We start from the raw sequence: 17,257 nt of genomic DNA, 5'->3' as shown, positions 1-17,257 counted from the left end.
TCCTCGTGAACGATCGCTGGCGGCATGTTGCGCCGAGCGGGAAGTTTTTGCAAGGGGCGAGGCGAGAGAAAAAATCAGGTTATGCCGGCAGGGGCAGAGCCTCGTAGGCCTGCGTCATCGGATGCCGCACGTACTGTTCGACGAAGTTCTGGAGCGATCCGTGGCGATAGAGCTGCTGGTTGGCGAACCGCGTGTCGATCTTGTGGAGGACCTTCACCTTCACGCCGGTCTGCTTCATGAACTGCTCCAGGGTCACACCGGTAATGTCGGTGTAGGGCCCGCGGCCTGACTGCATGATGCACTTGGGAATGTGGACGACTTTCTCTTTCGTCAACCGGCGCGCAATGTCGTCGAAGGTCAGGAGGACCGTGCAATCGGAGTCGCCGCTCAGCAACGTATTGGGCACGTAGAGGAAGCGCGCGCGATTCTTCCGGTACAGCGTCAGGATCTTGTGGACGCTCCGCGCCGTGACCAGCGTATCCTTCTTCTCCAATTCCAGCTGATCGAACAGGCTCACGATCCGGCGCCGACTCAGAAACGCCGTGGCATAGGCCTCGGTGTGGATGGTCTGGAGGTTCGGCAATCCGAGATCATAGATGCGGGTCGCTTCCTCCGGCAAAAACTTCCGCCCCTGCCGCATGAGCGCCGCTGTTTCCGGTTTGAGGCCGCGCACCGGCGTGAGGGTGCCCATCCAGAGCACACACTTCTGATTGATCGCCGAGATGGTCGCCGCATCCTTGGACATGGTGCCTTGGTCGAAGGCGTAGAAATTCGCCGACGAGACGGCCGGCCCGTCCAACACCTTCATCAGATGTTTGACGGAGGGTGCATGGGGCATGAGCCGCTGGCGGTACTCTCCGAGCGTGATCACCGACAGTTCGAAATTGATCCGCTCGGGATATTTGGCCGCCAGTTGGTGGATCTTCGGCACGTGCACGTACCCGACGGTGAAGAACTGGATGTTCTTGTCGGTTTCACGCAGGAAATCCTCGACCCACTCCATCGCCTTGGGATGCAGAAACAAATCGGTCCATTCCATGAACTCGTTCCCGCCCAAGCACCAAAACTGCGTGGGGTCGGTCGGCTTCCGCTTGAGGTAGTCGAGGATGAATTTCCAATCCTCGTCGCTGGTCTTGGGAGGATCGAGCGTTTCGCGGTAGGAATGGTCCAGTTCGTAACAGAACTCGCACTTGACCGGACAATCCCGCCCGAGACTCAGTGGGATCTTGCCCGCATCCATCTCGCGAACCAGGACCTGACGGTAGTCGGTGCGATCCTTGAAGATCGGCGTGGGCTGAAAAATCGGAAGCGCGGTGGGCATGGACCGAACCCATCTGTTGCCGAGCGGCAACGGCTGCTACGTTGACAAGCTTCGCACAACCCCGGCAGACTCGCGGCCATGCAGGAGGAGCGCATTGCTCAGGCGCTGGAACTCTTCGCCCTCACTCCGCCCTTCACCAAGGAGCAGTTGGAGGAACGACGTCGGCAGCTCCTCCACACCTGGAACCCGCCTCGCTATGCGAATCTCACCAACCATCCCAAACAGTATATGAAGGCCTACCGACAGGCTGAAGCAATGACCGAGCAGATTCACCGTGCCTACGGCCTGTTGACCACCCTGGCCGACGGACCGGAACCCTCACCCGGTGATGCCGTGTGACACCACGCGGCTCATCCCCTCCTTGCCGTCTTCGCCCTCGCCCATCGCCACGGGCCACGTGACCAATCCCGACACACCCTCCTTGGCCAGGGAGCCGTCCTTGGTTGCGGCATAGATCTGCGGCAACCGATTCGTGCCGAACTTAGAGATATACAGAAAGACATGTTCGCGCGCGTTCACCCGCACCGCCCAGGGATGGAAATCGTTGCGATAGAACTCTTCGCAGAGCTGCATCGCATCCAGGCAGGAGATACCGCCCGGCTCGTTCAGCGTGTAGTAGTAGTCCAACGGCAGGTCGTACTCCTCCTGCTTGTGGATCGTAATGCCGAACTTCTCCGGATTCCGCACCATCGGCGTGTGGCGATAGGCCACGAAGTAAAAAATCTCCACGGAATGGATGTTGGGCTGATTGTCGATGACGAACTGGCGCGTCTCCAGCGCTTCATCCCGCGTTTCGCCCGGAAAGCCGTAAAACGCCATCACGTGATTCCAAATCCCCGCCTTGGCCGCCTGCCGCAGGTTGTTTTCGATGACGCTCTTCCGCGCATGTTTATCCATGAGGTTGAGCACGCGTTCGTTGGCCGACTCCATCCCGTAATAGAGGGTGCAGCAGCCGGATTTCACCGCGAGTTCCCACACAGCGGGATCTTGGAGCGTCTCTTCGAACCTGATCAGCGTCGTCCACTTGATGCCGGTCTGCTGATCGACCAGCAGCTGCGAAACTTTCTTGAACAGCGCCGGCGGATAGGACTCGTCGGAAAACAGGAAATGGCGGCATTGGTACTTGTCGCGCAGCGCCGTGACCTGCTCGACCACATGCGGCGCCGACATGCCGCGGTATTGATCAAAATAGCCCTGTCCGTGGTCGCAAAACGTGCAACGCCCCCAATAACAGCCGCGCGTCGCCAGGTAGGGCAGGATGCGCTCGGGCACGAAGTAATGGTCCAGCGGGAGGCCGTCGAAATCGGGCAGCGGCAGCGCCATCGTTTTTTCCGTGTAGACTTCCGGATTCAGGCGAATGCCCTGCTCGTCCCGATGCATCAGGTTCGGCACCTGATCCATGGTCCGGTGACCGTCGAGCGCCTCGATGAGCCAGAGCAGCGCATGTTCGCCTTCGTAGAGAATCGCCGAATCGAATACCTCCGTGAAGAACCGCTCGTGTTTCGGCCATTCCTCCTGCAACCGCGTGACGACATTGCCGCCGACCACGACATGGATGTGCGGGAAGCTCTCCTTGATCATCTTGCAGAACGTGAGCCCCGCCATCAGCTGCATCTGCGTGCCGATGGAGACGCCGATCACGTCCGGCTTCTCCTTGCTCACGCTCGGCAAGACCAACTGATTGCAGATGTCGCGGTACACGTTCACCTGGTCGTCGTCCAGGCAGGCGAACACTTCCTTGGAGACGCCAGGCCTGTAGTCCAAATTGCTCTCCATCGGATAAAAGACGAGCGACGCCGGGTAATAGGCCGCCGAGATGTACTGCATGACTTCGCGGAACGTGTTCAGCGCCCACTCCAACCGGTCGGCATCGTAGAAGAGTTCACCTCGCACGATCTGCTTAGCGCGCTCCGCCCGATCGGCTAGATCGAACACGTCCACCGAGGCCATCTGCTCCAGGCAGGCCTTCTGCCCTTCTTCGTGCTCGCTCAGTTCCCCCTTCTGCTCCAAGGCCTTCAGCTGCATGCTCTGCCGCGCCTTGGTCAGGATCAGGAAGGAGTCGCTGAAGAAGTGGTCGTACATCTCGATGTTGATGTCGCGCTGCACGACCCGGTGGCCCGCCTGCCGCAACACCGCGGTGAGCGACGGTAAGGCCAGATAGGGCGCGGTGGGCACCCACTCCGGTGGAAACAGCAGCATGACTTTGCGGGGACGCGTCACCGGATGCGTAGTTTGCGGCGCGGCCTTGATTTGCACGAGTTCGCTCATTACATCTTCCCCGCAAGCGACGGCGGCACCGTCGCGATTCGAGCCGACCGGAATTGCAGGTCCGGCAGCTTCTGGAGCCCGAACCGGGCAATGTACAGAAAGATATATTCCCGGATGAACAGCCGGAGGTCCCAGCCGGGGTTGTGATTCCGTTCGAATTCCTGGAACACCCGCTCGGCCTCCTCGATGCTCAGACCGTTCTTCACCGTGTAGTAATAATCGAGCGCCAAGTCCCACTCGGGATTCTTGTAGGCCGTCACGCCCCACTTCTCCGGATGTTTGGCCACGGGATTGTGTCGCCCCAAGTCGAACGTGCCGAACCCCAGCGAATGCACGTAGTCCTTGTTCCGCTCCAGGAACTCGACCGACGACCAGGCCTCCTCCCGCGTCTCGCCGGGAAACCCGAAGAAGCCCATGCAATGGTTCCAGATACCGGCGTTGGCCGTGAGCTGCAGGTGCTTCGTCATGATCTCGGTCGTCGTGGCCTTGTCCATCAGCGTCAGTACCCGCTCGTTCCCCGACTCGTAGCCGAAGTGCAGATACTTGCAGCCCGACTCCTTCGCATCCTGCCAGACGTTTTCCTCCAGCAGGCTCTTCTCGAACCGCATGTGCGTCGTCCAGCAAATATCCATCTTGCTCTCAACCAGCCCACGCGTCAGCTTGCGGAACAGCGCCGGCGGATAGGACTCGTCGGTGAAATGGAAATGCCGCGCCCCGTACTTGTCACGCAGGAACTTGACCTCCGCCAGCACGTCCTGAATCTTCTTCGAGCGGTACCCCGCCGTGTACCCTTCGCCATGGTCGCAGAACTCGCAGCGGCCCCAGTAGCAGCCCCGCGTCGCGAGATAGGGCAAAATTTTCGTCGGTACGAAATACTTGTCCAGCGGCAGGCCGTCGAAGTCCGGCGGCGGGAGCGTCTGCATGTCTTCGGCAAAACTCGTCGCCGAGGTGTGCACGCCGGTGTCATCTTTATAGATGGTGTTCGGGACGTCGGCCAGGCTCTGTTTCGCGCCCACCGCCGTCACCAGCTGCACGAAGGCCGTCTCTCCTTCATAGACCACGGCGCTGTCGAAGTATTGAAACAGCGGCGATTGCGGGAGCACGTCGCGCAGGCGCGTCACCGTGTTGCCGCCGATGGTCACATGGATATTGGGGAACTGCTGCTTGATAAGCGCACAAAACGTCATGGAGGAGAACATCTGCTGCTGCAGGACGATGGAAATGCCGACCACGTCCGGCTTCTCGGCCTCGATGGCCGGCTTCACCAGGTGCTCGAACACGTCGCGGTAGATATTCACCTGCTGGTCGTTCACCGCCTCTATCACCTCGGAGGAGACAAACACCTTGTACGAGAGATCCGTCTCCATCGGCGGCATGCAGATCCGCGCCGGAGCATAGGCCATGGAGATGACCGACGTGACCTCGCGAAACACGTGAATCGCCCATTCGAGCCGATCGACCTCGTAGAACACGTCCCCGCGGACGATCGCCTTGGCCTCCTCAGCTTTCTTGATCAGTTCCTCGATGCGCTGGCGCGAAAGGTCGCAGAGCTGGAGCTGTAGATCCTGTTCCCAATCTTCGAGCGGGCGCTTCTTGGACAACTTGCGCAGGCGATCGAGCTGCTGCGGCACCCGGCGCAGGATTTTCCGCAAGAAGTCCTCGCTGAAGTACCAGTCCCACATCTCGAGGTTGATGTCTTTTTGCACGACCTGGTGGCCGGCTTGGCGAAGGACCGCGGTGAGGGACGGGAGGCTCAGGTAGGGCTCGGAAGGGAACCAGTCCGGCGGAAAGATGAGCATCACCTTCATCTTCCGGCCGGCGGCGGCTTCGGACGACCGCCGCTGGAGCATGATCAGCTCGCGCGACGCCCGCTCCCCCTTGTTGTACTCAACCCGCATGTAGCTCTATATGAACGCAACCCCCGAAAGGGTCGAGTGTTCGGTGAAGACCGTGAATCAGGCTGAGGAACGAGGCCATTGTAAGGGCCTCAGAGAAACAGGGTCAAGGGGCCTCCCGGTGCGAGTCACGGCGACGTTGCGCCATCCTTCTTGTCGTGATAGGTGAGCGCATCGGCCCATCATCGAATGGAGATCCCATGCTCATCACCCAATCGATTGCCCTATTCGTGCTCGCGGGATTGTTCGAGATCGGCGGAGGTTATCTGGTTTGGCAATGGTGGCGGAACGGAAGCCACTGGAGCGTCGGCCTCCTGGGCGCCGTCATTTTGATTCTCTACGGCATCGTGCCGACCTACCAGCCTTCACACTTCGGCCGAGTCTACGCCGCCTACGGCGCGTGGTTCATCATCCTGTCGATCCTCTGGGGCTGGCTGGTGGACAAGGTGGAGCCGGATCGATTGGATGTGATCGGAGCAACGGTGTGCCTGGTGGGCGTGGCGGTGATGATGTATTGGCCGAGATGAAGACGAGTTTCGGGGTCTGTTGGCAAATAGCTCACACGGGCTTCTCGATGGAGGCGTCTCAGACGGCGAGTAGTCGTGAAGCGGCATTAGAGCGGATGCAGGAGGCGGCCCTGGAAAGAGCAACGCTGATGAAGCAGAGGTAGAGGAGGATGATCCGGAACTGTCCTTGCTGGCCCTGCGAAACATGGTTGAGGCTCAGGGAGGGACAGCACCACTCGCCGAGAAAACGAAACTAAATCGAGAAAGTCTATATCGCATACTCCCGGAGCGCGGCAATCCTGAAATTCGAAGCCTCGATGCCCTCCTTCACGCGTTGGGCTTTCGGCTTGCGGTTGCCGTCAACCGTTACGTACAGATCGCGGGGCATCTGAATGGCCCCTGCTGCCAACTGAGAATAGACCTAGCCGAATGGGGCGATGATGCGCTAAGGCCAGATCACTGCGCCGTCGATGAACCCTCTGTCGCAGAATAATTCTCCGAACCCCTGAATGGTATCAACGTCAGATGCGGCAAAATGCTTGTCGCGACTAGACAAGACCGCTAGCCTGGCAATGAGACGGGATCGAGCAACTCACTCATTCCCGTTGGGGAGGAATGCGATGAAACGGGATACCTGGCTCTATGTGGCGGTGGTGACTGGTGGAATCGTCCTATGGGCTTTCATTTCGGTTTTTTCTCACAAGAGCGAGGCGTGGGATTCCGATCTGTATTTCACGCTCGGCCTTCCAATGGTCTGCGTGCTGTCCGCCGTCCTTGGCTACCTTGAGCCCAACAAGCCCTGGCGATGGGGGGCTGCTCCGCTCGCCGGGCAAGGCGTCTGGATGCTGATCACACAAGGCCCGGGCAATCTTTTCCCGCTCGGGATCGTGATGTTCGGCATCCTTGCCCTGCCTTCGATATTAACCGCGAAGATCGGAGCCTCTGTGGCAGCGAAAGGCGCGGTCGAGGCCTAACCGCTGAGTTGAAGCTACCTGATGGAAAGGGTTTCGGGTTCAAAATTGGGTCAGCTTTAGCGCGGCGGCGCCGATCGGTTTGGCCCAGGTGGGAGTATGCGAAAGATCGTTCGGGGCGAGGATGCGTCGCTGCTCCATGTGCAGGACCAATTGAAGATAGGGAGTCTGGCCCTCCGCAGGATCCGCCTCGACGCTGTTGTCGTAGAGGCGCAGAGAAGTGAGGTGCGGCAACAAGGCAATGAGATTGACCCGGCTGTGTTCGTAGCGCCGCCGGATGTCAGCCTCCGGAATGTCGTGCCCTCCCCTGGCGACTCGCGCCCGGACGCGCGCCATGTGCAGTTCCGGGCTGAAGAGGCCCACGTACCAAACGTGAATCGATCCGCCCTCTCTGGCGGCCTGCAGGAGCAGCCCTGAAATCGTGGCGCCGCCGAGGGTTGTCTCGAATGCGAACACCAGACGTTCCTGGACTGCCCGTGTGAGCAACCTGACGCCTTGCTCCCAGGCCGCCTGGTTGGCTTCTCGCTGCTTCAGATCGGCATGGAGCGTCATCAGGCGGCGGGCAACCTCGTCCGGATTGTAATAGAGCCCTCCGAACTCGCGCATGGTCGCGCCGGCGAGGCTGCTCTTCCCGCCGCCGTTGACGCCCGCGATCACGTAGATGCAGGCACTTTTGCGGAGACTCATTTGGCGGAGCGCTTACGGGGCTTGAGGGGGCCACCTGAAGATCGTGAGCCGGAGGCACGGCGGACCGCGGTGACCGCGGCGCGTCCGATCCGCGCCGGCGCAGCATTGAAGGCTGCGTCCATGCCCTGCTTCACCTTGAGCGTCTGCATGCGCAACAGGAGTGCATCGAATTCTTGGCTGAGATCGTCGAGCTTGGGAGCGCGATCTTCGGTCAATCGCAGGAATTCGTCATAGGAAAGCAGCACGGCTTTCGGCGTCTCATGGCGGGTAATGGCAACGGGTCCGCCATGCATGGCCTTCTCGAGGATGCTCCCGAATTCATTCTTGACCTGCGTGGCGGCCACGCTCGACAGGTCCACGAGCTGGCCCTGACTGTTTCTGTAGGTGAGTCTGGACATCTGGCTTTCCTCCGTCGAGGCCGACAATATACCCACTGTGACTAATTTGTCCATATTAGACATTTTTTAGCCACGTCATGCAAGATGTGGCCGATCACCTGCCTGGCAGTCAGCACGCCCCTAGCATTCTTACCTGTGACACCTCACAATACAGGCCATTGCAATGGCTATCCAACGGGCAACAGGTCAATCAGTGCCGACGACGATCGATCCGACGACGCATGAATGGGCGGCACTCGAACGAGTGATCGTCTTCGACGGAATCTGCAATTGGTGTAATGCCTGGATCGATTTCACCATGGCCCGCGATCGCGGCCGCTTCCACTTCGCGACGCTGCAATCCGAGAAGGGCCGGCGGTTGCTCAGGCTGCTGGAGTTGCCCGAGCAGGACTTCGAGACATTTCTCTTGTTGGAGCGAGGTCGTGCGTTCACGAAATCCACCGCGGCCCTGAGGATCGTCGGACAACTCTCAGGCTGCTGGCCGCTGCTCTACTTATTCATCCTAGTGCCTCGCCCACTGCGCGACCGCCTGTACGACTACGTGGCACGTCACCGCTACCGCCTCATGGGCAAGGCCCAGGCCTGCCGCGTTCCCACTGCTCAGGAACGTAGCCGGTTCCTGTGATAGGCGCCTAGCCCCTGGCTTCCAGCACCAGGTTGAACGGCGTTTGCGTCGCGCGGCGCACCTGCGAGAAGCCCCCCTGCTGAATCACTTCCCGCAAGCGTGCCTCTCCGGCCTGCGCACCCAAGGCCGGGCCCTGCTGATGCAGCGAGGCCGGCACACAGACCATGGTGGAAGCGGCGTAGAAGACCCGCCCCACCAGATTCAGGTTGTCCTCCACCCGATCTCCGGCGAAAGGCTCCACGACCATCCACGTGCCGCCCGGCGCCAACGTCTTTCGCACCTGCTTCGCCGCCCCCACCGGATCACCCATGTCATGGAGACAGTCGAAGTGGGTAACCAACGCATAGCCCGATCCCTGATACGCAGTCGAAGAGGCGACCTGAAAACGCACGTTCTTCACCCCTGCCTTCACGGCGCGCTCTGTTGCGGCTTGAATCGACGGTTCGTGGTAGTCGAATCCAAAGAAAGTCGAGTTCGGAAAGGCCTGGGCCATCAGGATCGTAGAGGCACCGAACCCGCATCCCACGTCCGCCACTCGCACCCCATCCTTCAGCTTAGCCTCGACTCCATCCAGCGCCGGAATCCAACTGCTGAGCAGGTTGCCTACGTAGCCGGCACGGAAGAACCGCTCGGTGCCGACGAACAATTCCGGCTCATGCTCGTGCCATCCCAAGCCCTGGCCGGTTCGAAAGCGCTGTTCGATTCTTGGATTGGCGGCAAAGCCCGCGGCAATGCCTTGAAACGCGCCGGGGAGGAAACAGGGACTCGACTCATCGGCCAAGGCAGCGGCTTGCTCGGCAGGCAACTCGTAGCGCCCGGAAGCCGGATCGTAGGTGACGTAGCCACCGGCGGCTTGATTACCCAACCACTCGCGAATGTATCGTTCAGCCGTATTGGTGAGCCTGGCCAATTCCGCCGGGGTGACGGGTCCGGCACCGGCCATCGCCTTGTACAACCCGAGTTTGTCCCCGAGCAGCACCATGTTGGCACTCCATGCCGCACCGATGTCCGCCACTGCCTTGCCCAAGAACTCATTCAGTTTGTCTTGATCGATGGTCATGATGATTCTCCTTATGGTTGAAGGTGATGGGAGTCGTGCACGTTCAGGCCCTGGTCCCGAGGATGTCCAGATATTCGGCATAGACCGTCGTACCCTTCGGCCCGGCCTGGTTGTGACGGGTCCAGAGGGCTTCCAGTTCAGCCTGGAGATTTGCCCCCTCCGCCTCATCGAGTGTGGCAAAGGCACGATTGATGGGGCCGTAGGTGTCGCGAAACAGCGCCACGACATCCGACGGCGGAAATGGGAAACTGAACGGATAGGGACGCCGCGTCATCCGGAGTTCCGAGAGCCCGCCGCCGAGCCGCTCACGTACGACGGACTCCTCGCCCCACAGGACCGGCGACGGCATCCCCGACGGGGCGATGAAGCGGGCCACGGCCTTGAACATCTGCCCCACGAATCCTTGCGGCGTCCAATTCCCCATGGCGAGGGTGCCGCCGGGGGCACAGACTCGCAGCAATTCCTGCGCAACCTCCTCCGGTCGTGGGGCAAACATGGCGCCGATCAGGCTCACCACCACGTCGAACCGCGCCGCTTCGTACGGCAGCGCTTCCGCATCGCCCTCTTCAAACCGGGCGGACAATCCTTCCGCCTGGGCCCGCTCCTTGGCTCGCGCCACCAGATTGCCCGCAATGTCCACCCCGGTGACCTGCGCGCCGTCGCGCGCGGCCAGCAGCGCCAACTGCCCCGACCCGCAGGCCACATCCAACAGGCGGCATCCCGGCGCCAAATCCAGCCGCTCATAGAAGTCCCGCGCCCCCGCCTCCAGGTACCGCGAAAATCGATCGTAATCCCCTGCCATCCACATTGCCTTGAGTCGAGCCCTCAGATCCCCTCCTGGCATAGTCGCCGTACTCGTCGTCATGATCGGCCTCCTTGTCGTTCTGGTGAACTGTCGGTCTACACCATACGGGATCGGCGCGCCTGGATCTTCTCCGTGCGTCTGGTTCTCTTATCAGCCGCGTGCTAAGCTCCAGTCCGCTTAGCCGAGCGTCCGGCCGGCTTTGCCGACGCGCCTCCATCCGGGAAGAGGAAATCATCATGGACGTGTTGTCCGACGTGCTCAAGGCTGTGAAGCTGCACGGCGCCGTCTTCTTCAACGGTGAGTTCTCCGCGCCCTGGTGTGCCCGAGAACCCGACTCCTGCACCATGGCGTCGTATCTTTCGGTTCAGGCCACCCACGTGATGATTTTTCATCTGGTCACGGAGGGATGCGCCTACGCGCGCATCGAACAGGAGGGTCGTCCGCTGTCGTTGGACGCCGGAGACATCGTGATGTTTCCCCACGGTGACGCCCATCTCCTCGGCAATGGTCCTCCGGTGCCTCCGCTCGATAGTGCAGCGCAATTTCGCCACCTCGTCGCGAACGGCGGGATCTTGACTAACCGAGTCAAGGGCGGTGAGCTGACCCGCCTCATTTGCGGCTATTTAGCCTGTGACCGAGAACTCAGCCAGGTGTTCCTCGCCGGATTGCCCCCGATCGTGAAGATCAATATTCGAGACAGCGCCGCGGGACAATGGCTAGAGCACTCCCTTCGTTATTCGGTGGACCATGCCGAGGCCTCAGGCCCCGGCGGGGCGGCAGTCATTGCCAAATTGTCGGAAGTGCTGTTCGTGGAAGCCTTACGCCGGTACATCGCCCAACTGCCGCCCACGCAAACCGGTTGGCTGGCCGGCCTGCGCGATCCGGAGGTGGGCCGCGCCCTGGCTTTGCTACACCGCCGACCGGCGGAACCCTGGACCATTGCCATGCTGGCCGAGGCCGTGGGAGTGTCGCGATCGGTGCTTGCAGAGCGATTCCGGCATTACCTGGCCGATACTCCGATCGGTTATCTCACACGCTGGCGCATGCACCTGGCCGCCCAGTCGTTAGCCTCCACGTCGAGGAGCGTGGCTGAGGTGGCCGGCGAGGTGGGCTATGAATCCGAACCGTCGTTCAATCGGGCCTTCAAACGCGCCTTCGGCTTGCCTCCAGCGCGGTTCCGTAGCCAGGCGAAGGGCGCGGCACCTCGCCACCCCGAAAAACTTCTTTCATCGACAAGCACATGAGGTGAACGCTACAGTACCGGAACTTTTGCCTGAATGGATCGCGACATTTATTGAGAAGGATGGCACCATGAACTTTTCGAATTTCCTCCGCTTCCGTGGCTTCCTCTCGCTCTTGCTGACCTGCGCCATCACCCTCGTCGGCCTATCCGGATCCGGCTGCCAAACCGCCTATTATGAAACGATGGAAAAACTCGGATATCACAAGCGCGACCTGATGGTGAGCGACGTGAAGAAAGCCCGGGATGCCCAACAGGATGCGAAAGAGCAATTCAAATCGGCGCTCGATCGCTTCACCAAAACCCTCAATATTCAGGGAGGCGAATTACAGGAGAAGTATGATGTGCTGAACGACGAATATGAACGGAGCGAAAAACGCGCGCAAGCCGTGCGGGATCGCATCGCGTCGGTGGAAAACGTGTCCGACGCTCTCTTCGATGAATGGAATGCCGAACTGAAGCAGTACTCCAATGCCGCGTTGCGCCAGAAGAGCCAGAAACAGCTCACCCAAACGCGCAGTCAATACGCACAGTTGATCAAGGCCATGAAACGAGCGGAAGCAAAAATGGATCCGGTGTTGGCGAAGCTCAAGGACCATGTCCTATTCTTGAAGCATAACTTGAACGCCCAGGCCATCGCCTCGCTCAAGAGCGAATTGGTCACGGTAGAAGGCAACATCGATTCATTGATCAAGGACCTGAACGCCTCCATTCAAGAAGCGGACTCCTTCATCGCTTCGATGGAAAAGGACAACGCATAGAGGGCTGTCTGCAATGCACACCCACACCTATCGCGTGACGGTCTTGCTGGACGTGAACGACGTTCAAGACGTCGACGACCGGGCCGAAAGCCGGAGCTACATCGTCGCTGATCTCGGTTCCGGGCAAGCCGTCATCATCGATGCCGTGATCGAAAACGTCGAGCGCGACGTGCGACTCGTCAAAGAATTAGGGCTGACTCTGGTCTACGCCGTGGAAACACATATCCACGCCGACCACATCACCGGAGCTTCGCTCCTTAAGGATCGCACCGGGGCGCAGATCGTCTATGGAGCGGGCGCAGCAAGCCTCGTGACAGGAGCGGATCTGTTTCTCCAGGATCGTCAGACGCTACGGTTCGGCAAGAGCGAACTCAGAGCGCTCGCCACCCCCGGCCACACGGACGGCTGCGCCAGTTACCTCTTACCAGGTGCGGTTTTTACAGGCGACACCCTCTTTATTCGTGGCAACGGGAGGACAGACTTGCAGGGCGGTTCGGCGGAAAAATTGTTCAAGTCCGTTCGGCATACACTCTTCGCGCTGCCGGATGACACGATCGTTTACCCCGGTCATGACTATAATGGCCGAGTATCGTCCACCATCGGTGAGGAAAAACGTTTCAACGAACGCCTGAATCTGGCGATCGACAAGGCTACCTTCGTCGACCTGATGAACAAGCGACATTCCCCGCTCCCGGCGAAAATCGATGTCGCCATCCCCGCCAATATGCGGGCCGGCCGCCCAGCAGGCGAGCCACAGCGGTAAACTCAAAACATTACGGTGTGTTTCCTGCCAACGCGCTGCGTCGGACCGACTGATGAGCCGATCACGAGCCCCAGGCTCTCGCCGTGTCCTGATCCGCCTTAAGAGGAATGGCGCATTAGCCGCTCCCCACCTATCCTTGCCCTTGTCAGGCAAAACAATCCCCTCGCCGGGAGCCATATACGATGAGCTGTAGCATCTCGCCTCCGCCGCAACCTCAACTCATCACGATCGACAGCCGACAGACCCCTACCCCACCAACCTGCAAAAGTCATGTGGTGTCTGCCACCATCCCCGCCACCAAGCGCTACAAGTACCGCATGATCACCTTGGCGGCCGTCCATGCGTACATCGCCTTTCACCTGATTTCCTGGCACGTTTTCGGCTGGGAACTGTGGGGGAAGACCGCGATGATGGGGGTCCCGTCGCTCGCCAAGGGAACCATCAATGCCGCCTCGGTCATGGTCATTCTGATCCTTGCTTCCATCCTCATCTGGGGCCGAGGATTCTGCGGTTGGGTCTGCCACATGCGCGGGGCGATCGAGTTCGCCGACTGGACCCTGCGTAAACTCAAGGTACGTCGCTATCTTGCCCTCCGTGAAAAGAATGTGCTGGTCAACACGCCACATCGATGGCTGCTGCGGATCGGCGCGTTGTTCGTCTTGCTGTTACCCGTCATCATTTTGATCCACAACGTCGGGTTCTCGCCGAAAGTGGACATGACGGCGCCGGTGCCCATGGCGGACCTGCCCGGGTATGAAGGCAAGGCCTTCGCCAAGTCGGCGTTTTTTAATTTCGACATCAAACCCACTTGGAACGATTTTCTCCTCGCCTTCGGCCTCGCGCTGTTTATCCAATTCACCATGAGCATTGTGTTGAATCTTCGCTACGGGCAGGGAGCCTTCTGCCGAATCCTCTGCCCCTATGCCACGATGATGGTTCCGCTCATGAACATTTCTCCCGTGCAGAAGAAAATCACGCGGGTGGCGCAATGCACCGGTTGTCGGGGTTGCAGCAATGCCTGCCCGCAAGGCATCGACGTCAGCCGCGAAATCTTTCATTTCGACGGGAAGGTTATCAACCGGGAGTGCATCAAGTGTTACGCCTGCATCGACGCCTGCGACGACGAGGTCCTAGCAGATACGGCCGCGCCGGCGGTTCCTCAGACCGATCGATTGAAGCCCTATGAAAAACGCCCTTGGCAACTCGAGGTGGTAAGAAAAGATGGGCTGCTCACCAATGCCAAGCACATGCAGGTCTTCGAACCGCTCGGGCCTACCGCTGACTTCCTCTCCCTGCTTGTCGCCTTGATCTGTGGCGGCATTACATCCCGATTCGGAGGGTTCTGGTTCTATCCGGGCGCGATCATCTCGTTCATCGTCTTCAGGGAATGTTGCCTACGAGTACAGCAGTGGCGGGCAGTAGTGAAGCAGCCGGCGCCGACGGTGTCGCTTCCCTCACAGGGGTGAACGGTGCTTCTCGGTCGGCATGAAACCTAAGAAGGAGGAAGTATGAATACAGCTACGAGAGTGAAGGACTATTCCAGCTTAGTCGGGGAATTGGTGGCCTATGTGAAGGAGACACGATCGTACTGGCTGGCTCCCCTCATTTTTGTCCTGCTGGCACTGAGCGCCCTGGCCTTCTTCCTCGAAGGTAGCGTGCTGGCACCGGCGATCTATTCCGTGTTCTAAGCACGAGACGCGCGCCCGCGCCGGGCAGCGGGCGCGCACCTTTTCCAAACACTCTTCCCCATCTCTCAGCCTCACTGTATTGGGGTGTGGACCTGGCCGGCCCTAACCCCGTACAATGCGCGCGCCACGGTTTCAATCCCTTTCAAGCCTCAAAGGCTTGTGGGAATCGCCGGCCTTCACAACACACTATTACAACGACGAAGGATGTGTCATGAGCATGAAATGCGGCATCGTCGGTTTGCCCAACGTCGGCAAATCGACTCTCTTCAATGCACTGACGAAATCAGGCATCGCGGCTGAAAACTATCCCTTTTGCACCATCGAACCCAACATCGGCATCGTGGAAGTACCGGACGCACGCCTGCAGGTCCTGGCCGACATCGTGAAACCGCAGCGAATCCAATACGCCACCACAGAATTCGTCGACATCGCCGGCCTGGTGGCCGGCGCCTCCAAGGGGGAAGGTCTTGGCAATCAGTTCCTCGCCAACATTCGAGAGACTGATGGGATCGTCAACGTCGTGCGCTGCTTCGAGGACGACAACGTGGTGCACGTGGCGGGCAAGGTCGACCCGATCGCCGATATCACGACTATCACCACCGAATTGGCGTTGGCGGATTTGGCCACGGTGGAGAAGGCCCAGGAACGTAATGTCAAGCTAGTCCGGGCCGGGAACAAGGACGCCGGTAAACTGGGCGACCTGCTGGTACAAGTTGCAGCCTGCTTGAACGAAGGTACGCCGGCTAGGACCTTGAAGCTGGATGCGGCCCAACTCACTCTTCTCAAGCCGCTCTGCCTACTCACGCTGAAACCGGTCATGTACGTCGCAAACGTCGCGGAGCGGGGTTTCACGGACAATCCCCTCCTGACCCGCGTCGAGGAGTTCGCAGCTCGTGAAGGGGCGCCGGTCGTGCCGATCTGCGCTGCGTTGGAGGCGGAAATCGCGGGGTTGTCCGACGAGGAGAAGAAAGAGTTTCTGGCCGACATCGGATTGAGCGAGCCAGGCCTGAACCGCCTGATCCGCGCGGCCTATCAACTCTTGGGCCTACAAACCTACTTCACCGCCGGCGTGAAGGAAGTCCGTGCCTGGACGATTCACATCGGCGATACAGCCCCGCAGGCGGCCGGCGTGATCCACGGAGACTTCGAGAAGGGCTTCATTCGCGCGGAAGTGATCTCCTACGACGACTTCATCGCCTCTAAAGGAGAAGCCGGTGCGCGCGAGAAGGGCAAGATGCGACTCGAAGGCAAGGACTACGTCGTCCAGGACGGAGATGTGATGCATTTCCGGTTCAACGTCTAGATAGCGAGCCACGCCAGTCGGTCGACATGATCAGCGGTGCAGCCTCTTCCTCCATCCTCCGGCGAGTCCTGGCAGCTCTGTGTATACTCACGGCCTGCACAGCTTGTGCAGAGCGACGTGAGACCCACGAAGTTTTGAATGCCCTGCTCTGGATGCAGACCTCTGCGGAATACCGCACCCTGACTACCCTCACCTACCGGCAGGCCACAGCAGCACTGGACCTGGCGCTCGGTGACAAGGCCTGGACAGCGGCGCTGGAACAAGAGGGAAACTTCCAAGACCTGCCGCCCGCTGTCGTGCTCGACCTGGATGAAACCGTCCTCGATAACCAGCCCTTCGACGGACGGCTGATCAAAGACGGCACCAGGTTTACGTCCAGTCGCTGGGAAGAATGGGTGAATGAAGCAGACGCCCGCGCCCTTCCTGGATCACTCGAGTTCATTACCGAGGCGCAGCGTCGAGGCATCGCGGTCTTCTTCATCACGAATCGTCGCGCCAAACACGAAGCGCTGACACGTCGCAACTTGGAACGTCTCGGACTGACCTTATCGACGGAGCCTGACGCGGTCCTTTCAGAGGGAGAAGCGCCCTTCGATTGGCCGTCGGACAAATCGAGTCGGCGCCGTTACCTCGCAGAGCGTTACCGCATTCTGTTGCTGATCGGCGACGATTTGAGAGATTTCGTTGTCGGAGCCCAAGACACACCGGAAGCACGCATGGCGCTGGCGCAGCACCATCGTGCCCGCTGGGGCGTCTCGTGGTTTCTCATTCCTAATCCCATGTACGGCACATGGGAGACGGCCCTCTTCCCCACAGGCAGTTCCGACAACGAGGCACTGGCGGCCAAACGCGCCTGGGTGCGAGAGCGCCCCTAGAGCAGACGCACGACGGGACCAGCCCTTGGCGTGAATGGTTCGTTCTCCGCCGGCTGAGAGATTCGCTTGTCGTTTTAGGTAAGAAGTTGTA

General features: G+C 59.9%; 18 protein-coding genes. 11 read left to right on the top strand and 7 right to left on the bottom strand.

The features are described 5' to 3' along the window. Positions 1–79 precede the first annotated feature (79 nt). Positions 80–1,321 carry a hypothetical protein gene (locus HRU82_19265; protein ID QOJ36957.1) on the bottom strand — a complete coding sequence of 414 codons (1,242 nt, stop codon included), beginning with the start codon at positions 1,319–1,321 and terminating at the stop codon, positions 80–82. Between the two features lie 78 nt (positions 1,322–1,399). Here HRU82_19265 and HRU82_19260 point away from each other — a divergent pair, with 78 nt between their 5' ends. Continuing rightward, positions 1,400–1,660, top strand: a complete 261-nt coding sequence (locus HRU82_19260; protein ID QOJ36956.1) for a hypothetical protein — start codon at positions 1,400–1,402, stop codon at positions 1,658–1,660. Here the strand turns inward: HRU82_19260 and HRU82_19255 are convergent. Next, on the bottom strand, positions 1,640–3,589 hold the full coding sequence (locus HRU82_19255) for a radical SAM protein (GenBank protein QOJ36955.1): 1,950 nt from the start codon (positions 3,587–3,589) through the stop codon (positions 1,640–1,642). The two genes, HRU82_19260 and HRU82_19255, sit on opposite strands and share 21 nt — an antisense overlap. After that, positions 3,589–5,487 carry a radical SAM protein gene (locus HRU82_19250; protein ID QOJ36954.1) on the bottom strand — a complete coding sequence of 633 codons (1,899 nt, stop codon included), beginning with the start codon at positions 5,485–5,487 and terminating at the stop codon, positions 3,589–3,591. Before HRU82_19250 ends, HRU82_19255 begins: the two co-directional genes overlap by 1 nt. A gap of 197 nt (positions 5,488–5,684) precedes the next feature. On the opposite strand from HRU82_19250, the gene HRU82_19245 reads away from it, so the two are divergent. Both HRU82_19245 and HRU82_19240 read left to right on the top strand, forming a co-directional pair. Continuing rightward, positions 5,685–6,011: a YnfA family protein gene (locus HRU82_19245; protein QOJ36953.1), complete on the top strand. Its 327-nt coding sequence runs from the start codon at positions 5,685–5,687 to the stop codon at positions 6,009–6,011. A gap of 599 nt (positions 6,012–6,610) precedes the next feature. Beyond that, the gene (locus HRU82_19240; GenBank protein QOJ36952.1) at positions 6,611–6,964 is read left to right on the top strand and encodes a hypothetical protein; all 354 of its coding nucleotides are present in this window, start codon (positions 6,611–6,613) and stop codon (positions 6,962–6,964) included. Positions 6,965–7,003: 39 nt separating this feature from the next. Here HRU82_19240 and HRU82_19235 read toward each other — a convergent pair whose 3' ends face one another. Both HRU82_19235 and HRU82_19230 read right to left on the bottom strand, forming a co-directional pair. Continuing rightward, positions 7,004–7,648 carry a ZTL protein gene (locus HRU82_19235; protein ID QOJ36951.1) on the bottom strand — a complete coding sequence of 215 codons (645 nt, stop codon included), beginning with the start codon at positions 7,646–7,648 and terminating at the stop codon, positions 7,004–7,006. Continuing rightward, complete coding sequence (locus HRU82_19230; GenBank protein ID QOJ36950.1) at positions 7,645–8,046, bottom strand: type II toxin-antitoxin system Phd/YefM family antitoxin; 402 nt, start codon at positions 8,044–8,046, stop codon at positions 7,645–7,647. Before HRU82_19230 ends, HRU82_19235 begins: the two co-directional genes overlap by 4 nt. A 163-nt stretch (positions 8,047–8,209) precedes the next feature. Here HRU82_19230 and HRU82_19225 point away from each other — a divergent pair, with 163 nt between their 5' ends. After that, positions 8,210–8,671 carry a DUF393 domain-containing protein gene (locus HRU82_19225; GenBank protein QOJ36949.1) on the top strand — a complete coding sequence of 154 codons (462 nt, stop codon included), beginning with the start codon at positions 8,210–8,212 and terminating at the stop codon, positions 8,669–8,671. A 7-nt stretch (positions 8,672–8,678) separates the two neighbouring features. Here HRU82_19225 and HRU82_19220 read toward each other — a convergent pair whose 3' ends face one another. After that, the gene (locus HRU82_19220; protein ID QOJ36948.1) at positions 8,679–9,731 is read right to left on the bottom strand and encodes a class I SAM-dependent methyltransferase; all 1,053 of its coding nucleotides are present in this window, start codon (positions 9,729–9,731) and stop codon (positions 8,679–8,681) included. Between the two features lie 43 nt (positions 9,732–9,774). Then, positions 9,775–10,575, bottom strand: coding sequence for a class I SAM-dependent methyltransferase (locus HRU82_19215; protein QOJ37273.1), 801 nt, complete (start codon positions 10,573–10,575; stop codon positions 9,775–9,777). Between the two features lie 197 nt (positions 10,576–10,772). Here HRU82_19215 and HRU82_19210 point away from each other — a divergent pair, with 197 nt between their 5' ends. From HRU82_19210 to HRU82_19180, 7 genes are all read left to right on the top strand, one after another. Further along, positions 10,773–11,780, top strand: coding sequence for an AraC family transcriptional regulator (locus tag HRU82_19210; GenBank protein QOJ36947.1), 1,008 nt, complete (start codon positions 10,773–10,775; stop codon positions 11,778–11,780). Between the two features lie 67 nt (positions 11,781–11,847). After that, complete coding sequence (locus HRU82_19205; GenBank protein QOJ36946.1) at positions 11,848–12,537, top strand: DUF2959 domain-containing protein; 690 nt, start codon at positions 11,848–11,850, stop codon at positions 12,535–12,537. A gap of 13 nt (positions 12,538–12,550) precedes the next feature. Further along, complete coding sequence (locus HRU82_19200; GenBank protein QOJ36945.1) at positions 12,551–13,300, top strand: MBL fold metallo-hydrolase; 750 nt, start codon at positions 12,551–12,553, stop codon at positions 13,298–13,300. 182 nt (positions 13,301–13,482) lie between these two features. Then, positions 13,483–14,766, top strand: coding sequence for a 4Fe-4S binding protein (locus HRU82_19195; GenBank protein QOJ36944.1), 1,284 nt, complete (start codon positions 13,483–13,485; stop codon positions 14,764–14,766). Between the two features lie 42 nt (positions 14,767–14,808). After that, complete coding sequence (locus HRU82_19190; GenBank protein ID QOJ36943.1) at positions 14,809–14,988, top strand: hypothetical protein; 180 nt, start codon at positions 14,809–14,811, stop codon at positions 14,986–14,988. Positions 14,989–15,199: 211 nt separating this feature from the next. Continuing rightward, positions 15,200–16,291 carry a redox-regulated ATPase YchF gene (ychF, locus tag HRU82_19185; GenBank protein QOJ36942.1) on the top strand — a complete coding sequence of 364 codons (1,092 nt, stop codon included), beginning with the start codon at positions 15,200–15,202 and terminating at the stop codon, positions 16,289–16,291. A 152-nt stretch (positions 16,292–16,443) separates the two neighbouring features. After that, positions 16,444–17,166, top strand: coding sequence for a 5'-nucleotidase, lipoprotein e(P4) family (locus tag HRU82_19180; GenBank protein QOJ36941.1), 723 nt, complete (start codon positions 16,444–16,446; stop codon positions 17,164–17,166). Positions 17,167–17,257 lie beyond the last annotated feature (91 nt).

Source organism: Nitrospira sp. (assembly GCA_015709715.1).
Lineage (GTDB): Bacteria > Nitrospirota > Nitrospiria > Nitrospirales > Nitrospiraceae > Nitrospira_A.
Note: the sequence above shows the minus strand (reverse complement) of the source record. Positions and strands in the feature narration are given on the sequence as shown.